19 protein-coding genes and 1 tRNA gene are annotated in these 18332 nt (G+C 47.8%); 11 read left to right on the top strand and 9 right to left on the bottom strand.

The features are described from left to right. Nucleotides 1-2 precede the first annotated feature (2 nt). Nucleotides 3-839: a MoxR family ATPase gene (locus P6910_RS12425; protein WP_317141616.1), complete on the bottom strand. Its 837-nt coding sequence runs from the start codon at nt 837-839 to the stop codon at nt 3-5. 220 nt (nt 840-1059) lie between these two features. On the opposite strand from P6910_RS12425, the gene P6910_RS12420 reads away from it, so the two are divergent. The 3 genes from P6910_RS12420 to P6910_RS12410 all read left to right on the top strand — a co-directional run bounded on the left by P6910_RS12420 (nt 1060) and on the right by P6910_RS12410 (nt 3513). Further along, complete coding sequence (locus P6910_RS12420; protein ID WP_317141615.1) at nt 1060-1974, top strand: SPFH domain-containing protein; 915 nt, start codon at nt 1060-1062, stop codon at nt 1972-1974. 17 nt (nt 1975-1991) lie between these two features. Continuing rightward, a complete protein-coding gene (locus P6910_RS12415) occupies nt 1992-2441 on the top strand; it encodes an NfeD family protein (protein WP_317141614.1) in 450 nt (149 codons plus the stop codon). A gap of 61 nt (nt 2442-2502) precedes the next feature. Beyond that, nucleotides 2503-3513 carry a potassium channel family protein gene (locus P6910_RS12410; protein WP_317141613.1) on the top strand — a complete coding sequence of 337 codons (1011 nt, stop codon included), beginning with the start codon at nt 2503-2505 and terminating at the stop codon, nt 3511-3513. A 38-nt stretch (nt 3514-3551) separates the two neighbouring features. On the opposite strand, the gene P6910_RS12405 is transcribed toward P6910_RS12410, so the two are convergent. After that, complete coding sequence (locus P6910_RS12405) at nt 3552-4328, bottom strand: class II glutamine amidotransferase (protein ID WP_317141612.1); 777 nt, start codon at nt 4326-4328, stop codon at nt 3552-3554. A gap of 59 nt (nt 4329-4387) precedes the next feature. Then, a complete protein-coding gene (locus P6910_RS12400) occupies nt 4388-4786 on the bottom strand; it encodes a hypothetical protein (protein WP_317141611.1) in 399 nt (132 codons plus the stop codon). Nucleotides 4787-5105: 319 nt separating this feature from the next. Here P6910_RS12400 and P6910_RS12395 point away from each other — a divergent pair, with 319 nt between their 5' ends. Both P6910_RS12395 and htpG read left to right on the top strand, forming a co-directional pair. Next, entirely contained in the window at nt 5106-5816 is a 711-nt protein-coding gene (locus P6910_RS12395) for a DUF599 domain-containing protein (protein WP_317141610.1), read from the top strand. 153 nt (nt 5817-5969) lie between these two features. Continuing rightward, a complete protein-coding gene (htpG, locus tag P6910_RS12390; protein WP_317141609.1) occupies nt 5970-7883 on the top strand; it encodes a molecular chaperone HtpG in 1914 nt (637 codons plus the stop codon). Between the two features lie 45 nt (nt 7884-7928). Here htpG and P6910_RS12385 read toward each other — a convergent pair whose 3' ends face one another. Continuing rightward, entirely contained in the window at nt 7929-8345 is a 417-nt protein-coding gene (locus P6910_RS12385) for a hypothetical protein (RefSeq protein WP_317141608.1), read from the bottom strand. Between the two features lie 290 nt (nt 8346-8635). Next, nucleotides 8636-8779: a hypothetical protein gene (locus tag P6910_RS12380; RefSeq protein WP_317141607.1), complete on the bottom strand. Its 144-nt coding sequence runs from the start codon at nt 8777-8779 to the stop codon at nt 8636-8638. Between P6910_RS12380 and P6910_RS12375 the strand changes: the two genes are divergently transcribed. From P6910_RS12375 to cyoD, 4 genes are read left to right on the top strand one after another with little or no spacing between them, the layout of a single operon-like run. Further along, nucleotides 8778-9593 (top strand): COX aromatic rich motif-containing protein, encoded by an 816-nt coding sequence (locus P6910_RS12375; protein ID WP_317141606.1) that lies wholly within the window; start codon nt 8778-8780, stop codon nt 9591-9593. The two genes, P6910_RS12380 and P6910_RS12375, sit on opposite strands and share 2 nt — an antisense overlap. Nucleotides 9594-9596: 3 nt before the next feature. Then, a complete protein-coding gene (locus tag P6910_RS12370; RefSeq protein ID WP_317141605.1) occupies nt 9597-11597 on the top strand; it encodes a cbb3-type cytochrome c oxidase subunit I in 2001 nt (666 codons plus the stop codon). Beyond that, complete coding sequence (cyoC, locus tag P6910_RS12365) at nt 11594-12196, top strand: cytochrome o ubiquinol oxidase subunit III (protein ID WP_317141604.1); 603 nt, start codon at nt 11594-11596, stop codon at nt 12194-12196. Before P6910_RS12370 ends, cyoC begins: the two co-directional genes overlap by 4 nt. Nucleotides 12197-12205: 9 nt before the next feature. Beyond that, on the top strand, nt 12206-12508 hold the full coding sequence (cyoD, locus tag P6910_RS12360) for a cytochrome o ubiquinol oxidase subunit IV (RefSeq protein WP_317141603.1): 303 nt from the start codon (nt 12206-12208) through the stop codon (nt 12506-12508). 44 nt (nt 12509-12552) lie between these two features. On the opposite strand, the gene P6910_RS12355 is transcribed toward cyoD, so the two are convergent. Continuing rightward, nucleotides 12553-13974 carry an L-serine ammonia-lyase gene (locus P6910_RS12355; RefSeq protein ID WP_317141602.1) on the bottom strand — a complete coding sequence of 474 codons (1422 nt, stop codon included), beginning with the start codon at nt 13972-13974 and terminating at the stop codon, nt 12553-12555. A 291-nt stretch (nt 13975-14265) separates the two neighbouring features. Between P6910_RS12355 and P6910_RS12350 the strand changes: the two genes are divergently transcribed. Next, nucleotides 14266-14339: transfer RNA gene (locus P6910_RS12350), tRNA-Cys, on the top strand. A gap of 128 nt (nt 14340-14467) precedes the next feature. Here P6910_RS12350 and P6910_RS12345 read toward each other — a convergent pair. The 3 genes from P6910_RS12345 to P6910_RS12335 all read right to left on the bottom strand — a co-directional run bounded on the left by P6910_RS12345 (nt 14468) and on the right by P6910_RS12335 (nt 17782). After that, entirely contained in the window at nt 14468-15490 is a 1023-nt protein-coding gene (locus tag P6910_RS12345) for a protein DA1 (RefSeq protein ID WP_317141601.1), read from the bottom strand. 67 nt (nt 15491-15557) lie between these two features. After that, a complete protein-coding gene (locus tag P6910_RS12340; protein WP_317141600.1) occupies nt 15558-16700 on the bottom strand; it encodes a tyrosine-type recombinase/integrase in 1143 nt (380 codons plus the stop codon). Then, nucleotides 16697-17782 carry a DNA-binding protein gene (locus tag P6910_RS12335; protein ID WP_317141599.1) on the bottom strand — a complete coding sequence of 362 codons (1086 nt, stop codon included), beginning with the start codon at nt 17780-17782 and terminating at the stop codon, nt 16697-16699. Before P6910_RS12335 ends, P6910_RS12340 begins: the two co-directional genes overlap by 4 nt. A 196-nt stretch (nt 17783-17978) precedes the next feature. Here P6910_RS12335 and P6910_RS12330 point away from each other — a divergent pair, with 196 nt between their 5' ends. Further along, on the top strand, nt 17979-18281 hold the full coding sequence (locus P6910_RS12330) for a high-potential iron-sulfur protein (RefSeq protein WP_317141598.1): 303 nt from the start codon (nt 17979-17981) through the stop codon (nt 18279-18281). The last annotated feature ends 51 nt before the right edge of the window (nt 18282-18332 follow it).

Below are 18332 nucleotides of genomic sequence, written 5' to 3'. Positions count from 1 at the left end.
CCTTATCGACGGGTCATGAAGGCGAGCCGTTCCAGTAGATGAATATCCTGTTCGTTTTTAACCAGGGCTCCGCAGAGTGGCGGTATAGCACTGCGAGCATCGCTGTTTCTGAGCACATCGACGGGTATGTCGTCAGAGTTCAATAGCTTGAGCCAGTCAATCAGCTCAGAGGTAGAAGGCTTTTTCTTCAGGCCGGGGATATCCCTCAATTCAAAAAACATCTGCAAAGCTTCGGAAACCAGCCCCTGCTTCAGGGTGGGAAAGTGAACATCGACAATCTGCTTCATAGTGGCCGGATCAGGGAATCGGATGTAGTGGAAGAAACAGCGTCTGAGAAACGCATCGGGCAGTTCTTTTTCATTGTTACTGGTGATGATCACGATGGGCCGCTGTCGAGCCTTGACCATTTTCCGGGTCTCGTACACAAAGAACTCCATCTTATCCAGTTCCTGAAGCAAATCGTTGGGGAACTCGATATCAGCCTTGTCGATTTCATCAATCAGCAGAACAACCTGTTCATCGGCGTCAAAGGCCTCCCACAATTTACCCTTGACGATGTAATTGCTGATATCGTGTACTTTTTCATCGCCCAGCTGGGAGTCGCGCAGTCTTGAAACTGCATCGTACTCATACAATCCCTGCTGGGCCTTGGTGGTGGATTTGATGTTCCACTGCAAAAGTCGTTTGCCCAGGGATTCTGCCACTTCTTCTGCGAGCATGGTTTTTCCGGTTCCGGGTTCGCCCTTGATCAGAAGAGGACGTTGCAGGGCAATGGCAGCGTTCACAGCAGTTTTCAGTTCGCTGGTTGCAATATAATTGTTGGTAGAATCGAATTTCATGATCACAATCGGATTTCTTGGCGTTAGAGTTCTGTCAGCACTCTAGCGAGGTTTGTAGCTGCTGTGAATACTTATTTGATATTTTGTCCGATCAACGAAGACTGTCCTTCCATGATTCCCCTGACTTTATAGGGGCTATGACAGATTTAGGACATTGTTGATTTTTTCTGTCAGACTATTCGCTCAATTGATTCTACTTTTCAGGCTAAGGAGTGACTAAATGGGCTTTGAGATTACAGCCATTGCATTGGTAGTCCTGATCGCTGTGCTGATAGGCACAGGTGTCAGAATGGTTCCACAGGGCTTTCATTTCACTGTAGAACGTTTTGGTAAGTACACACGAACACTGTCTCCCGGTCTGCATGTTATAGTGCCTGTCGTTGACAGGATTGGTAAGAAAATCAATATGATGGAGCAGGTTCTTGATATACCTTCACAGGAAATTATCTCCTCCGATAATGCCCAGGTAACGACAGACGCCGTTTGTTTTTACCAGGTTCAGGATGCTGTTCGCGCGTCCTACGAGGTCAATGAACTCTATCGGGCTATGCAGAATCTGGTGATGACAAATATTCGTGCGGTTCTCGGCTCCATGGAGCTGGATGAGATGTTGTCCAACCGTGACCGTATTAACAACATGCTGCTCGTCAAGGTGGACGAAGCTACCAGCCCATGGGGAGTGAAAGTGACTCGCATCGAGATTCGGGACATTGCTCCTCCTAATGATCTGGTGGAATCCATGGCCCGTCAGATGAAAGCGGAGCGGGAGAAAAGAGCTCAGATACTTGAAGCAGAAGGTAGCCGGGAAGCGGCAATTAAAGTAGCAGAAGGTGAAAAACAGGCTCAGATTCTGCAGGCAGAAGGTGAGCTGGAAGCAGCCAAGAGAGAAGCTGAGGCCAGGGAAAGACTGGCAGAGGCGGAAGCGCGGGCAACTGAAGTCGTTTCCCAGGCTATTGCTAATGGCGACGCCCGGGCTATCAACTATTTTGTTGCGCAAAAATACGTGGATGCCTTGCAATCCGTTGCGGCCGCAGAAAACAGCAAGACCATCATGATGCCACTGGAAGCGGGTAATGTGATTGGTTCGTTGGCGGGTATTAAAGAGCTCGTTGATGGCTTGAAGAAAACACCTTGACAGGATCTGGTATATCAATGGACTTTCTGAATACTTTGCAACCCTGGCACTGGTTGATTGTTGCGTTCCTGTGTCTTGGTCTGGAAGCGCTCGGGGCAGGTGGCTTCCTTCTGGGCAGTGCTGCAGCGGCTTTGTTACTGGCGGCGTTGGTGTGGCTGCTGCCCGAAATCAGTTGGGCCTGGCAACTGGTCTGGTTTGCATTGGGTAGCCTGATCTTTACGGTGGCTTACTGGAAGTTTTTCCGTCGGGTGAATGAAAAAAGTGATCACCCTCAGTTAAATCAGCGTTCTGCTCAATTGATCGGCCTGGTGCTGGTTTTGGAAAATGACCTGCCTGGCGGGCAGGGAAAGATCAGGGTTGGTGATACCCTCTGGTCCGTTAAAGCGCCCGGAGACTTTGAGAAAGGTTGCTCAGTCATCGTCACCGGCACAGAAGGAATGATACTTCTGATCGACAGACATAACTGACCGTGGAGAACAAATCGTGGGGCCGATAAAAACTAGCCTGCACTTTATCACTCAGAATCTGATGAGGTTGAGCTGGCTGGCACTGCTTGTTGTTTTGCTGCTGTTATTTTTTGGCAGCTGGTTGTTAATGTGGCTGTTCGGAGAACAGGAACTGACTTCTCCAAAGAACTGGTTTTATTATTTTGTGGCCACGGCAACCACGGTGGGTTATGGCGATTTCACCCCACAGACAGCGGGCGGAAAAATGACTGCTTCACTTTTTTTAATGCCGGGTGGCTTGGTGATTTTTGCTGGCTTTCTCGGCAAGCTGTCTTCATTTTTTGTCGAGTTATGGAGAAAAAATATGAAGGGCAAAGGCGATTATTCAGCATTGACCGGGCATATAGTGATTTTGGGCTGGCATCCTGAAAGGACAGCCAGAATGATCGAACTGATTTTCGGGGATATCCGCAGAGAAGATCGTAAGGTGGTGCTCTGTGCCACAGAAGAGATGGACAACCCTTTTCCTGATCAGGTTTTGTTTATTCAAGGCAAGAGCCTGAGTGATTATGAATTGCTTAGTCGGGCAGGAGTGATTTCTGCCGACCGGGTCATCATTTACCGCTCCAACGATGACAAAACACTGACCAGCTGCCTGACCGTAACAGCGATGACGAAAACCGCTCATATTGTGGCCTGGTTTGAGTATGAACATATGGTTAAACTGCTGAAGTCCCATTGTCCGCAAGTGGAGTGTCATACCAGTGTTTCCATGGAGATGCTGGTGCGATCAGCTCAGGACCCCGGCTCTTCTCGAATCCAGGGGCAGCTGCTGTCAACGCTGATTGGCCCCACACAATACAGTGTTAAAGTCCCTGAAGACTTTAAGGGAGTGAGGTTCAATCGATTGCTGGAATTTATGAAGGAGCAACATGAAGCCATTGTTCTGGGAGTCGCTGAAACGGCCACCGGTGATGATCTGGTTCTCAACCCCGATGGTGAACAGCGAGTAACAGCGGGTCAACTGGTTTATTACATGTCGGCACAGAGAATTCGCTCCGGAGAAATTCGCTGGAGCGATATTAAGCAGTAATTAAATGGTCAGGGATTTAAGGCATCCCGGTTAATTTTTCACTCATGGTGGTAGTGAAGCTGGCCTTCCCGGAATGCAATAAATTCTCCGGACTTCATAATGTTCCAGCTCTCATTGGTGGTCAGAGGCTCGGTGGCGACTACGGTGACAATATCGTTTTTTGTTGTCACCTGCTTAAAATCAACACTCAATGAATCATCCTTCAGAGTCGCTTTTTCAAAAGGTGCTTTTCGGGTAATCCAGCTTAGTTTGGTCGTGCAGAAGCAATAAAGATGTTTTGAATCCGTTAATAACATATTGAACACCCCCATCTCTCTTAATTCCAACGCCAGCTTATGGATATAGCGGTGCAGGGTTGCAGCTCGGGCGGGGGGTTTAGGAAAGCGTTCCCTGAGCTGGCACATTAACCAGCAGAAAGCATATTCGCTGTCAGTGGTGCCCACCGGACGGTAATAGCAAAGCGGTTTTTTCTTGATACCCTTAAGCTGGCCATTGTGGGCAAAGGTCCAGTTTCGTCCCCAAAACTCCCGGGTAAAAGGGTGGGTGTTTTCCAGAGAAACCCGTCCGGCATTTGCCTGACGGATATGGCTGATCACAATATCGCTCTTGATTGGATAATTCCTGACCAGTCTGGCGATTTCTGACTCACAGCTTGGATGGGGGTCGCGAAATTCACGCACACCCGCTCCTTCATAAAAGACGATACCCCAGCCATCACTGTGGGGACCGGTGCGTCCGCCTCTCTGCATCAAACCACTGAAGCTGAAGCAAATGTCGGTCGGTGTGTTGGCGCTCATGCCCAGCAGTTCACACATCTCAACTGTCCGTTAGTATTGTTTCTTGGCATTGTTTGTTCCGATGGTTCACGAAATTATCAGCAGGTGGGTTCTTGCCTTTTGGATCGTATCTCGCTGCCAGAGGGTTTCGGTGCCTGCCCAGTTTTTTTCTTGTCTGTCTTTGTCTTCTTTAGAGGCAGGATAAAGGCAATCAGGGCCGCAAATCCAGTGGTGAACACAATGATCATTCCTGTTCTGGACATGGCTTCAAAACCGTGGGTCATGCCATCGTATATCATTGTAAACAGCGCGGGAGACAACAGATCAGAGCCCCTGGTTATCCACCAGGGTGTACAAAGCAGGGCGGCAGCTACAAGACGCAGTACCCACTTCAGGCGCGCAGACAGTCTTCCGGTGATCATAATAAGGGACACCAGACAACCCATTGCACCTGCCAGGTAAATTGTCCAGCCTAAAATAAATTGCGAACTTGTCATCCTTTCTCCTGTTGACGATGGCACCGGGTTAAGCAAGAGCTGGAGTGAAAATAGCCGATAAGAAAATTCAGGTGGTCGATCCCGGGATGTCGGCCGATTAAAACTGAAACAATAGTCTATATTGATGCAGGTGTTAACCCGTGAATATAACGCCTGAAGCAATCCAGAGTCTTAACTTGAGGCCACTTTAACATATGTTTTTGACAATTTGATCTTTTCCCGGCCTGTTGCAGGTATTGCCTTCGCAGTCATGGCTATCGGGGTAGATAGAAAAAACCGCTTTATCGAATGACAACAATAACCCAAGAGGACGGACGCTATGGTCAATCTATCTGGGATTGCCTCCTGGTTTGACTGGCTGGCACTCCTGTCACTGATTTTATTATGGGTAGGCTATACCATTTTTGCCTATCGAAGGGGGCAGGCGACGGCATGTCTGGCCAGCGTACTGGCACTCTATAGACGAGACTGGATGTATCGGCTGCTTGGCAGGGATAACCGAATAGCCGATGCCAGTCTGCTCGCCAGCCTTCGGGCATCTGTCAGTTTCTTCGCTTCCACCAGTATTCTGGTCATGGCGGGTCTGGTCACCGGAATCGCAGCATCAGAAGAAGCCGTCGGCGTTCTGTCGGCTATGCCTTTTGTGACGACCAATACCCGTGAACTCTGGGAACTCAAGGTATTGGTCATGCTGGTTATATTTGTGTATACCTTCTTTGAGTTCACCTGGAGTCTCAGGCTCTACAACTTTACCTGTGTTCTTATGGGGAGTGCCCCCCTGATGCAGGATATCAGTGGTAATAAAACGGAACAGAAAGTATTTGCGGACAAGGTCGGCTTTATCATGACGCTGGCCGCCAATCACTTTAACTACGGCCTGCGAGCCTACTATTTTTCTCTGGCCACATTGTCCTGGTTTATTCATCCGTCTCTCTTTATCATCAGCACGGTCATGGTGGTGGTCATTCTGTACCGTCGGGAGTTTCATTCCAAAGTCCTTGATACGCTCTCTGATAATGCAAAGGAGTAGCAGGCAAAAGAATATTCATAAAATTCTCGAATTCTGCCTTGAAATCAAAAAGCCTGTCCCCACATTAGTTTCAAAGCAATTTATGATCAGGCTGATCGCTCAGGAGAAGGTTCTGAACGACGGCCACTGCCAGAAAACAATGTAGAGGGTCAAATGACTGTCGAAGCCAAAAAAGAAACACTGGGTTTCCAAACCGAGGTCAAGCAACTTCTTCACCTCATGATCCACTCCCTGTACTCCAACCGCGAAATCTTTTTGCGGGAGTTGATCTCTAACGCTTCAGATGCTGCTGACAAACTGCGCTTTGAAGCGTTGCATAATGATGGTCTGCTGGAAAGCGATCCCAATCTGGATATCCGTGTTGATTTTGACAAGGGAGCAAAAACCGTCACCGTCGCTGATAACGGCATTGGTATGAACCGTGAGGATGTTATTGCTCACTTGGGTACCATTGCCAAGTCCGGCACCGCTGACTTCCTGCAACAGCTGACCGGTGACCAGAAGAAAGACTCCCAGCTGATTGGTCAGTTCGGCGTCGGTTTCTACTCTGCCTTTATTGTCGCTGACAAGGTCACCGTTGAAACCCGCAAGGCAGATGCACCCGCTGAGCAAGCCGTCCGTTGGGTATCCGACGGCTCCGGTGAATTCACCGTTGAAGGGATCAGCAAGGAAAAACGTGGCACCTCCATCATCTTGCACCTGAAGGACGATGCCGAAGAGTTTGCTGACGGCTGGCGTCTACGCAACATTGTTCGCAAGTATTCTGACCATATCTCCATGCCGATTCTTATGGTCAAGCAGGAGATGCCTTCAGAAGAAGAGGAAAAGCACGAAGACAAGGCGCCTGAGTGGGAAACAGTTAATACCGCCAAGGCACTCTGGACTCGCTCCCGTTCTGATATTACTGATGAAGAGTACAAAGAGTTCTACAAACACATCAGCCATGACTTTGCTGACCCCATAAAGTGGAGTCATAACCGTGTTGAAGGCAAGCTGGAATACAACAGCCTTTTGTTCATTCCTGCCAAAGCTCCCTTCGATCTTTATAATCGTGATATGCAGAAAGGCCTGAAACTCTACGTTCAGCGCGTTTTCATCATGGATCAGGCCGATGAATTCCTGCCCATGTACCTGCGTTTCATTAAGGGTGTGGTGGATTCTAACGATCTCTCTTTGAACGTATCCCGTGAAATCCTTCAGAAAGACCCCGCTGTCGACGGCATGAAAGCCGCATTGACCAAGCGTGTTCTGGACATGCTGGAAAAAATGGCCAAGAAGGAAGAAAAGCAGTATGCAGAGTTCTGGAAAGAGTTTGGTCAGGTATTAAAAGAAGGCCCTGCCGAGGACTTCGCAAACCGTGAGAAAGTTGCCAAACTGCTGCGTTTTGCTTCTACCGAGAGCAAGGGCACTGATCAGGATCAGTCTCTGGAAGGCTATGTTTCCAGAATGAAGGAAGGTCAGGACAAGATCTACTACATCACTGCAGAAACCCACAATGCGGCGGCTAACAGTCCTCACCTGGAAGTGTTCAGGAAGAAGGGGATCGAAGTTCTTCTGCTGAGCGACCGTGTCGATGAGTGGCTGATGTCCCACCTGAACGAATTCGATGGCAAACAGTTTGCTGACATCGCCCGTGGTGACCTGGATCTGGGTCAGCTGGACGATGAAGGTGACAAGAAAGCCCTGGAAGAAAGTGCCAAAGAGAAAGAAGATCTGCTCAAGCGCATTAAGGATGCCCTGGCGGACCAGGTTGAAGAAGTCCGTGTAACGCACCGTCTGACGGATTCACCCGCCTGTCTGGTCGTAGGTGACCACGATATGGGCGCCCAAATGCGTAAGATCATGGAAGCTGCGGGACAGGCCATGCCTGAATCCAAGCCTATCTTTGAGATCAATCCAGAGCACCCTCTGATTACCCGTCTGGACCAGGAAGCAGATGAAGATCGTTTTGCTGATCTGTGTCGTGTGGTCTTTGATCAGGCCAACTTGGCTGCAGGTGGCCAGCTGGATGATCCTGCCAGCTACGTTCAGCGTTTGAACAAACTCCTGTTAGAAATGGCAGGCTGATAGATGTTGGAGCTGGAGCTTAATCCAAGTTCCAGCTCCCAACTGTCACTTGCTCAGTTTTTTCCACCCTGTCTTAAAGTCGTCCCTGAGTTCTGACCATCGGTTTTTGACATCGTGCCTGAACTCCTTCATCTCTTTGCTTGCTTTCAATTGAAAGTGCTTGAATTTTGAGTTCGTGCTTTTCATCTTGACATCAATGCTGGCCTGTTCTGCCTCGTGTCTGAGATTATTGGCAGCTTTCATAAAGTTCTCAAGTGTTAACACCTTGCACAGGTAGTTGCTGATAGGCTTAAACTCCAGAGCCACGTCTTCAAGAAACTCCGCCAGTATGTAAAGCAGGCTGTCCAGACTTGATCTGGATTCAACGTCCCGATTACAGGTACGACCACTGGCGGTTTGCGGAAGGTTGTCAGTCTCAGGCTGATACGGTCTTCCATAGGGTTGTTGTCCTTCTACTTTCATAAACGATACCTCCCTGTTCGTTTTAATCTCTGTTTGATTGTAGAGTTATTTAATGCTGTTTCGGTCCTGTTTCGTAAGTTCAGTTAACCAGTTGGTTATCATTCGGCCGGTTGATTCATAAGCAATAGCTTCCTCGTCTCCTTTGGTCCCTCCATTCAATGAATCACTACTATGTTTGCACTCAGAATAGTGGAGAGGACTCCCTGGGCAGTATACGACCTTGATCGATTAGACTTAAGGTTAACTTGACAAAATTACTGCCAGTTCAGTTCATTGTTTCCAGTTTTGATCTACGCTGTATTGAGGCTGAAACGGGTTTTTCTCATCAGTTCCCTGTGACAGTGGCACTCTTTCATGAAGTCCGTCCTTACCGTATCTTTGTCAAAATGGCTAACTGTTCTGTTAGCGCTTCTTCTGATTTCTGGCTGCAGCATGCAGTCATCTCCCATTCTTTATCCAAAAGGGCCGGTTGCTGAAACCGAGCGGGATCTGTTATTCCTCGCGACAGCCATCATGCTTTTTACTTTGCTGCCCGTTTACCTGATCACTTTCTGGTCATGCTGGCGTTATCGAGCCAATGGCAAAGGGGCCTATAGGCCAGACTGGCACAAATCCATTTTCGTTGAACTGTTTATCTGGGCCGGTCCACTGGTCATTATCGTTGTGATCGGTGTTCTTGTTGTGATTTACACCTACCGACTCGACCCCTATAAACCTCTGGTCAGTGATGAGAAAACGTTCAGGGTTCAGGCAGTGGCACAGAACTGGAAGTGGCTTTTTATCTACCCGGACCAGCAAGTAGCGGTAGTCAATGAACTGGCTTTTCCCAGTGGCAGGCCCGTTAATATTGAAATTACTTCAGACACTGTCATGACATCTTTCATCATCCCTGCGCTGGGTGGCCAAATTTATGCCATGGCTGGAATGACCACTCATCTGAACCTCGAAGCCTTCGAGCCAGGTCGCTGTACTGGAAGAAATACCCAGTTCAGTGGCAGGGGCTTTCCTCATATGGTGTTTGAGGTTCAATTACTCTCTGAAAATGACTTTGCACGATGGCTCGATAACGTCAAAAAAGCGAATAAACGACTGGACTCAATGAGTTATCAGAAGCTCCTCAGGCCGGCAACAAAGTACCCGGTAGAGTATTACTCCTGGGTTGAACCGGAGCTATTCAGTCGAATCATTGCTAAATACACCGGAGCAAGCGGTGCCTTACCCCTGCAAAAAACCGGAAGTCTGGAGTAAGCCATGTTAGGCAGATTGACCATTGATGCACTGCCGTTCTATAGCTGGGTCGCTATGGGAGGTGCTCTTGTTACCGTACTGATTGTGCTTTTGACGGCTCTGGTAGTGACCTGGGCAGGCAAGTGGCGATATTTGTGGGAAGAATGGCTGACCAGTGTCGATCATAAGCGAATCGGCGTTATGTATATCATGCTGGCACTGGTCATGCTTGTCCGGGGTTTTATTGATGCCATTATGATGCGGGCTCAGCAAGCGATTGCCCTGAATAATGAAGGATATTTGCCGCCGGAGCATTTTGAACAGATTTTTACTTCCCATGGCACTATCATGGTCTTCTTTATGGCCATGCCGTTTCTGACTGGCCTGATCAATATCGTTGTTCCGCAGCAGCTTGGCGCCAGAGATGTGGCTTTTCCCTTCATGAATTCGGTCAGTTTATGGCTGACTGCTGCAGGTGCCGGGCTGGTGGGTATTTCTCTGGTTCTGGGCAAGTTCTCAACAGCGGGTTGGACCGGGTATCCACCTTATTCAGGTATTGGTTTCAGTCCGGGGGTTGGTGTGGATTACTGGATCTGGGCGCTGCTGGTCAGTGGTGTGGGCAGTACCATGACAGGAATTAACTTTATAACAACCATCTTAAGATGTCGGGCTCCTGGCATGAAATTGATGCAGATGCCGTTGTTTGTCTGGACCACACTTTGCACCAGTATCCTGATGGCGTTTGCTTTTCCTGCCCTGACCGTAGTGGCGGCTCTGCTGGGGCTGGACAGGACAGTGGGGATGCACTTTTTTACCAATGAGCTGGGCGGCAATATGATGAACTTTGCCAATCTGATCTGGATTTGGGGACACCCTGAAGTCTACATTCTGATTCTGCCTGCTTTCGGAGTATTCTCTGAAGTGACCGCTGTGTTTTCCCGGAAAAGGCTGTTTGGTTATCGTTCGTTAGTCTATGCCACCATGGCTATTGGACTGTTGTCGTTCACAGTATGGTTGCATCATTTCTTTACTATGGGCTCCAGTCCAAACGTTAACGCCATATTTGGTATTGCCACGATGATTATTGCTGTTCCCACAGGCGTTAAAATATTTGACTGGCTCTTTACTATGGTCAGGGGGCGGATTGCTTTTCATCCCGCTATGCTGTTTACCATCGGTTTTATTATTACCTTTGTAATAGGGGGTATTACCGGAGTCTTACTGGCAATTCCTCCGGTAGACTACCAGATGCATAATACCACCTTTTTAGTAGCGCACTTTCATAACATGCTGATACCCGGCGCCTTGTTTGGTTACTTTGCAGGCACTCAGTTTTGGTTCCCCAAGGTCTTTGGCTTCAGGCTCAATGAGTTTTGGGGCAAGATGGTGTTTTCCTGCTGGTTGATCGGTTTCTATCTCGCCTTTATGCCACTCTACGCCCTTGGGCTTCTGGGTATGACAAGAAGGCTTGAACAGTACACTCACCCTGATTGGCAACCTTTTCTGCTGGTAGCCTTTGCAGGGGCATGTGTTGTACTGGTTGGCGTTTTCAGTGTCTTTATGCAGTTTTACGTCAGTATTAAAAACCGTAATGAACATCGGGATCTAACCGGTGATCCATGGAATGGCAGAACCCTTGAGTGGGCCACCTCCTCACCGGCAGCACCCTATAACTTTGCTGTGATTCCCGAAGTTAATTCCGTTGATGCCTTCTGGGAAATGAAAAAAAAGGGGGAGGCCTATGATTTTCCTGATCAATATGAGCCGATCATAATGCCTGCTAATACCGCAGCCGGCGTTTTGATCGGTCTGTGCGGTTTTTTAGTAGGGTTTGCTTTCGTCTGGTACCTCTGGTGGCTGGCTATCCTCGCTATGGTTAGTGCTATGGCAGTGGTTATCGTCAGAAGTTGCAATGATCATGGAGAGGAGATCATCACGCCAGAAGCCATCATGGCGATTGAAAGTAAACGTAAAGCTCAGTTGATATCCGTTGAAGGTCTCTCAGCCAGAGGAGCGCCTGCATGAGTCATAATAGGCTCCAACAAGTCATGGCTGAGCATCTTGAAGAATGCCTTGATAACCGGGAATTCGGTTTCTGGCTCTACTTGATGACGGATGCGATTATCTTCGCGCTGCTTTTTGCTACCTATGTCAGTATGTTCAGAAATACTGCCAACGGCCCTGAGCCCATAAATCTCTTTGATCTCAAACATGTTTCTCTTGAGACTGCCTGCCTGTTGATCTCCAGTGTCACATTTGGTTTTGCCTGGTTGGCAGCTATGAATAAAAAACTACCGACTGTGATGCTTTGGTTAATCATTACCCTCGTTTTTGGTGTCTCCTTTGTTTCTCTGGAAATCGCCGAATTTGCAGAAATGATCAGAGAGGGAGCTGGGCCACAAGCCAGTGGTTACTTGTCGTCTTTTTTTACACTGGTTGCTACCCATGGCATCCATGTGAGTATTGGCATGCTCGGCATCCTGATGATGGTTTTGCAGGTTTTTATGAAAGGGCTGACGCCTCAGGTCTGCTCCAGGTTGTTTCGTCTTGGTCTGTTCTGGCATTTTCTGGATATTGTCTGGATCGGGATCTTTTCTGTCGTTTACCTGCCGGTGTTCATATAGGAGGGAGCCGTGCAAGCACATGAACATAGCCTGAAAGACTATCTTACAGGGTTCGTTCTGGCGATCGTTCTGACGGTGATCCCTTTCTGGGTCGTCTGGTCCTCAGCTTTCCCGGCCAAAATACTGTTTGCCATTATTGCTCTGTGTGCTTTGATTCAGGCTCTGGTTCACTTACGCTTTTTTTTAAACATCGGCCTCAGGCATACAGGCAGGGACTATCTGACAGCGCTGTTTTTTGCCGGAGTTCTGATTTTCATTATGGTGGGTGGGACTGTCTGGATACTGTTTGATCTGAACTTCAGAATGATGTGAGTGGTAGAAGGCAACAGCGATTTATTAGGCTGCTGCCTTAAGAGTCAAGCGACAATCGCGTTATATTCTTTCACTTCCCTGGCGTATATAGCCAGTCCTCCCAGTGAGGTTTCACGATATTTGGCCTGCAGATCAAGACCGGTTCGATACATGGTTTCGATGCAGCTATCGAGTGATACTGCGTGAGTACCGTCACCACGCATAGCCAGACGTGCAGCAGTAATTGCCTTGATAGCCGCCATACCATTTCGCTCGATGCAGGGGATCTGGACCAGACCGGCAATAGGGTCACAGGTCATGCCTAGATGATGTTCCATGCCGATTTCTGCGGCATTTTCCACCTGCTCAATGGTTCCGCCCTGAACAGCAACCAGTGCCGCGGCGGCCATGGAACAGGCAGATCCCACCTCTGCCTGGCAGCCTGCTTCTGCGCCCGATATAGAAGCATTCATTTTAATCAGTGAGCCGATGGCTGCGGCGGTGGCAATAAAGTCACGGATGCCCTGGGTATTATTACGAGAGATAAATCGAGTGTAATAGGCCAGTACTGCCGGGATAACACCGGCAGCACCGTTGGTAGGTGCGGTGACTACCCGGCCACCACAGGCATTTTCTTCATTGACAGACATGGCAAACAGGGTAACCCAATCCATAATGGCAAAATGGTCGCTCAGCATCGCTTCAGGATTTGCCAGCAAGTGTTTGTGCATATTAGCAGCTCTTCGTTTAACACCACTGACTGGCAAATGACCTTCCTTGGACAGTCCGCGATCAATGCAGGCTTTCATAACAGCCCAGATGCTGTCGATTTTGTTATGAACCGAATGAACATCGTCATTATGTCGGGCGAGCTCATTGGCCATGGTCAGTTGAGCAATGGAAAGGTTGTTCTCACGACAAAGTGTTAACAGTTGTTCTGCTGAACGAAAAGGGTAGGGGATTTCAATCTTATCAGAGGCTTCTTCGGAATTGGCAGGCACTTCCGGCTGGCTAAACTCTTCCAGAGTTTTGATAAAACCGCCTCCAATGGACAGGTAAGTATTCTCATAAATAACAATACCATCATTGTCTCTGGCCAGTATCTGCATGCCATTGGGATGCTCAGGCAAACAGGTTTCGTTATGGAAAGCCATCTGGGTGTCGTAGTCAAAACTGACGGTGTGCTGACCAGCCAGCTTGATTTGCTTCTTTTGTTTGATTTCTTCGACGATATTATCGGTTTCATCGGGGTCAACAGTGTCAGGCTGAAAACCAGTCAGACCCAACATAGCGGCCTTGTCAGTGCCGTGACCATGGCCTGTCAGTGCAAGAGAACCGTACAATTTGACTTTAACAGTAGCTGCTTTGTCGATAATTTTTTTTGTATGAAGTTCGGACAAAAAACGCCGACCTGCCCACATAGGACCGACAGTGTGAGAACTGGAAGGACCAATACCAATCTTGAAAATGTCAAAAATACTCAGCATGCCGCTTTGTCAACTTATGGTTATTGTCGCCTGGTTTGATTCATAGCCAGACGTTTATCAGTACGAATTGTACACAGCGCGTCGAGGGTAACCGATATCAGATTAGCTGTGAAACGATAGTTTTGGATACACCCAACTCTTATCCTGATGTGTAATGAGCGAATCTAATGTCGGGTTCAAATATTGCTTTAAAAAAGCATTGTCATTTGGTGTGATCTCTCATAGAATAACGCCAGATTTTGGAAGTTGTTGGTTTTAAAGACTTTTTTTATCTGAAAATCGATCCAAAAAGGCGAGTTAGCAAAGCGGTTATGCAGTGGACTGCAACTCCATTTAGACCGGTTCGACTCCGGTACTCGCCTCCATTCCCTCTTTCAAGAGGATCTAATCTTTCACCCCGGACAAAAATGCATGGAGCTTTGGTGCCAGAACAGGTCGGCCACTTATCTATTTTCCAGGCTTATGATGAGTTCAAGAGGTGTTAGTCGCCAATTCAGTGATAAAAGAAAGCACTCCAGCGGCTTGGGAATTCTCTCCGTTCCTTGATAAATTGCAGCAGGGTTTTCAAGGGCATTAATTTCAGGGAAGCCCTGGCCTTCTTGAAGCCGAGGCCGTAAACAGGATCGTCACTGTTTTCTATCGCTGCTCTGCGGAATTCTGCGTCTTTTGTATCTTGGTTTTTCAACCAGATATACTCCATCATGACGCACATGCCTTCTTCAACCTCCAGTGGCAGGTCGCGATAGTTGTTGTAGAAGAACCAGGCATGGGTTAATTCATGGATGGCTACGGTTCGGAAATGTTCTTCTGGTAGATGCCTCTGGATCAGAATATCGTTGAACTCTCGGGCTATGACCTGACCATTCGCTGTCGTAGAGATACTCCATCGTGCCAGACCCAGTATTGGCCTTTCATTATGAAAGTTATGCCGACTGGCTTCCCTGAGTTCATCACGGCCGCACAGTGTCAGGGGGGTTTTGGATTGGTGCAAATTCAATCCTACAGAAGAGAGGGCAGAGCGCATCTGCTCCATGATTCTGTCTCCTTCTTCCTGAGAAACTACACCGTGAAGATTGCAGAGGTTGCAGATCACCAGCCCATCCGGGAAAGACATGCCGCCATCGGTGATGTTTTTGCAGACTATGCGGCCGCAACTTGAACAATTGGTATAGTCCTGATGGGTTTCGCAGAAGGTATTACCCCAAAAATCCATCAAATATTGTTCACCGAGGGGTCTGCGGCAGACAGCACAGGGCGGATGATGCTGCTTCAGGTAGCAGTCCAGATGCCAAGGCATGCCATCGTTTTCTACGTATTTGTCTTTGATGGTCTTCCGGCATCCGGGGCATTTCAGGCATCTTGGATGAAAAGGGCGGCCATTAAAGCCAACAAACGATTTGTTTAATAACGACTTTTTGCAGGTTCGACAGTTAAAACAATGCGTGTGCCAATGACTACCAAGGGCTTCCAGACCATTTCCGTGGATTGGCTTTCGACAGCTCTTGCAGAAATTCATGTCCTTCCCTGGCCATGTGATGCTTACTCAATAACTTTAGCAGGAGCAGGTTAAAGCTGTTGATGATTCAGAGAAAATGGGTTTCAGTCATTTGCTTCAATCTCCTGGCCTCAGTGTGGTAATACTGGCTGGTGGTGTTGATCGAGTCATGACCTGCAAAAATGGCCAGATCTTCTATGTCCATCTGACGAGCAAGGTGTGTCAATGCAGTATGTCGCAGAGCATGGAAAGGCATAGCCTTGAATCGACTTGCCCGCAGGCTGTTACTGACAGCCATCCCGTTTGATTGAGAAGCGCAGAAGTCCATAAAGCTCTGCCACCAGAAACGTAAACCTCTGGAGGAAAGTCCGCCTATTTTGCCCTGAATTTTGCGTGTTCTGGGAGCTAATGGAAAGTCGTCCCCCAAAAGGCCTTCATAGTGAAACCTTTGCCTGAACGCCTTGATCTCTTCAATAAGCTTGTTATTCAGTGGCAGCTGACGACGTTTTCGACCCTTCCCCAGAATACTGAGAAAATAGCCGCCTTCAATATCTGGATGAATATCATTACAGCTATGTCCGGTCAGTTCAGACTCTCGAAGTCCGAGACCGTAGCCCAACATAATGATGTAGCGTGTTCTTGCTGACTCTGATTCAGAGATGCGCTCACTTTGCCTGTGCAGCTCAAGGCAGTTCAGTAAATGTTGCCATTCTTCTTCATGAAAGAAGCGGACAATAGAGGTGCCTCTGGCGAGCTTTTCGCCGGAACGAACCAATGAAACAGCGGGGTTGCCCGGTGTGTATCGATTTTTCTCCAGAAAAGAAAAGAAAGATGAGAGTACGTCTATGATCTGATCAGTGCTTTTTCCAGGCTTGATAGGTGCCTTAAACAGTATTCTTTCTGGTTGTCCGGGGAGAATACCTTTCTTTAACCAGCGATCTGGCAGATTTTGTAGATGATGAAGATACATCTGAAGATGCTTTAGCCGAACTTCTTTATAAGTTGCCCCCATATCCTGGTACAACCAGGCGCTGAAACGCAAGATTTCTCTTTCATAGCGCCTGAGCGTTTCGCCAGAACGGGCTGCAGATTTGTTTAGAAACAAAGTAAGAATCTCACTGTCATTGACAGCGCCGGTCATATCAGTATTTAACGACGATAAGTCGGACTGATGGTGCGGATGGTCGCCCCCGGGAAGTAGCAGAAGTTTTGAGAGCGCTGGTAAACTCATTGCCTGCTCTCTTTACTTTGTTCAATAGACAGCTTTAGAGCATCGTTATAGCCTTTAAGTCGTTCAACTTCGCGCTCCAGTGCTTTTTTTGAATCAAGTTCTTCCTGTAGCTCCCTATTTTTTTGCTCAAGGCCAGCTTGATGCCTTCTGGACTCTTTGATGACATCCTGGTTATGTCGGGCTTTTTGTTCTGTATCCATGAGCTGTCGCACTGCGCTGGTAATCGCCTCAACAGGAAGGTTCAAAAGCAGTGTCAGCTCTTTGATAGCTTGAAGCTCTAAATCTGATTCTTTGACAATGGCTTTGTAATGATTCCTCTCTTCGCAGGCTTCCAAATGGGCTTTAGACTTGGCTTCCAGTCGATATTGAATTTCATTGTGCGCTTTCTCGACAGCCAGTCCGGACTCTTTCTGTTGCTCTAGCTTTGATTCAATATCCGTTCTTAGCCGACGCTCACTGTCGACGGTTTTGATCCAGTGGTTGATTTGTGCCTGGTACTGACTGTCGAGCTTAGTCTCCAGAGAGGCGAGGGCATCAGTATGCTCTTTTTTATTGGAAGCAAGAATTTCCTCAAGCTTTTTGTTTTTTTCGATCTCTCCGTTTAGCTGTTCCTTCAACTGAATAATGCTTTTCTCATGCTCTGACTGTTGCTGAATCAGCTTCTCTCCATTTTCTTGTAACAACTTATTTTCAGCCGCTAATTGCTCCAGTTGGTGTTTCAGGTCCAGTCTTTCTTCAGAGAGCTGTTGGACTAGCTGTTGCAGCTCGTCAATTTCCTGATTGGCCTGATCTTCAAAGTCACGCTGCGAGGCGGTTGCATCATGCTTCCATTGGATAAGAGAGCGTTTCAGAACACGCACGAGATCATCAGGTAGCGCTTCATTTGCTTCTTTCTGGGCGTCATCCAGAAAGCGCCACTCATTGTAATAGGGCAAAACCGTTTGTTTCCCCATTTGGGCAATGCGGGCGAGTTTATCGGCATTAATTCGTTCACCTCTGGTCTTGAGGTCGTCCAGGACTCTGAAAACCAGCTCTCTGCGCTGAATTTCCTTCTGATTCTCGCTATTGGCTTTGTTATCCATGATTTTTTGCTCGAAGAAATACTGTTAGTACCAGTATTATAATACTGGTATTAACAGTATTGAAGATTTTTATTTACTACCGGTAACTGATCTTACCGGTAGTAAGTAATGGTTTTTGCGAAAATTCTAAAGATCTGCTTTAAATTCGAATGCGTACAAAACAATTCTGATGAATGACATACGATGAGGACTGAAAATGGATAGAAGAAAGTTTATGCAGCTTGGGTTGGCCTGCAGCTTAATCCCACTGGTTGCAATGGATACTGTTGCCGAACCGGCAGCCGCTGGTGAAGTCCAGGAAGACGATCCACAGGCAAAAGCTCTCAACTACGTGAAGAATGCTTCTGAGGCCAAGGGCAATCCAAAATATAAGGAAGGGGAGATCTGCAAAAACTGCATGTTCTTTGAGGCTAGTAAAAATAATGGCTGCACACTTTTTGCCGGTCGCAGCGTAGAGGAGGGTGGTTGGTGCACAGCCTGGGTAGCAAAACCGAAATAATTTACCCTTTTAACAATTCCTTGTTCGGGGCTATCTGAAGAGTGACTTGTA

Origin of the sequence: Endozoicomonas sp. 8E, from assembly GCF_032883915.1 — a bacterium.
Taxonomy (GTDB): domain Bacteria; phylum Pseudomonadota; class Gammaproteobacteria; order Pseudomonadales; family Endozoicomonadaceae; genus Endozoicomonas_A.
The sequence above is the reverse complement of the archived record's forward strand: the minus strand, read 5'-3'. Positions and strand labels throughout refer to the sequence as shown.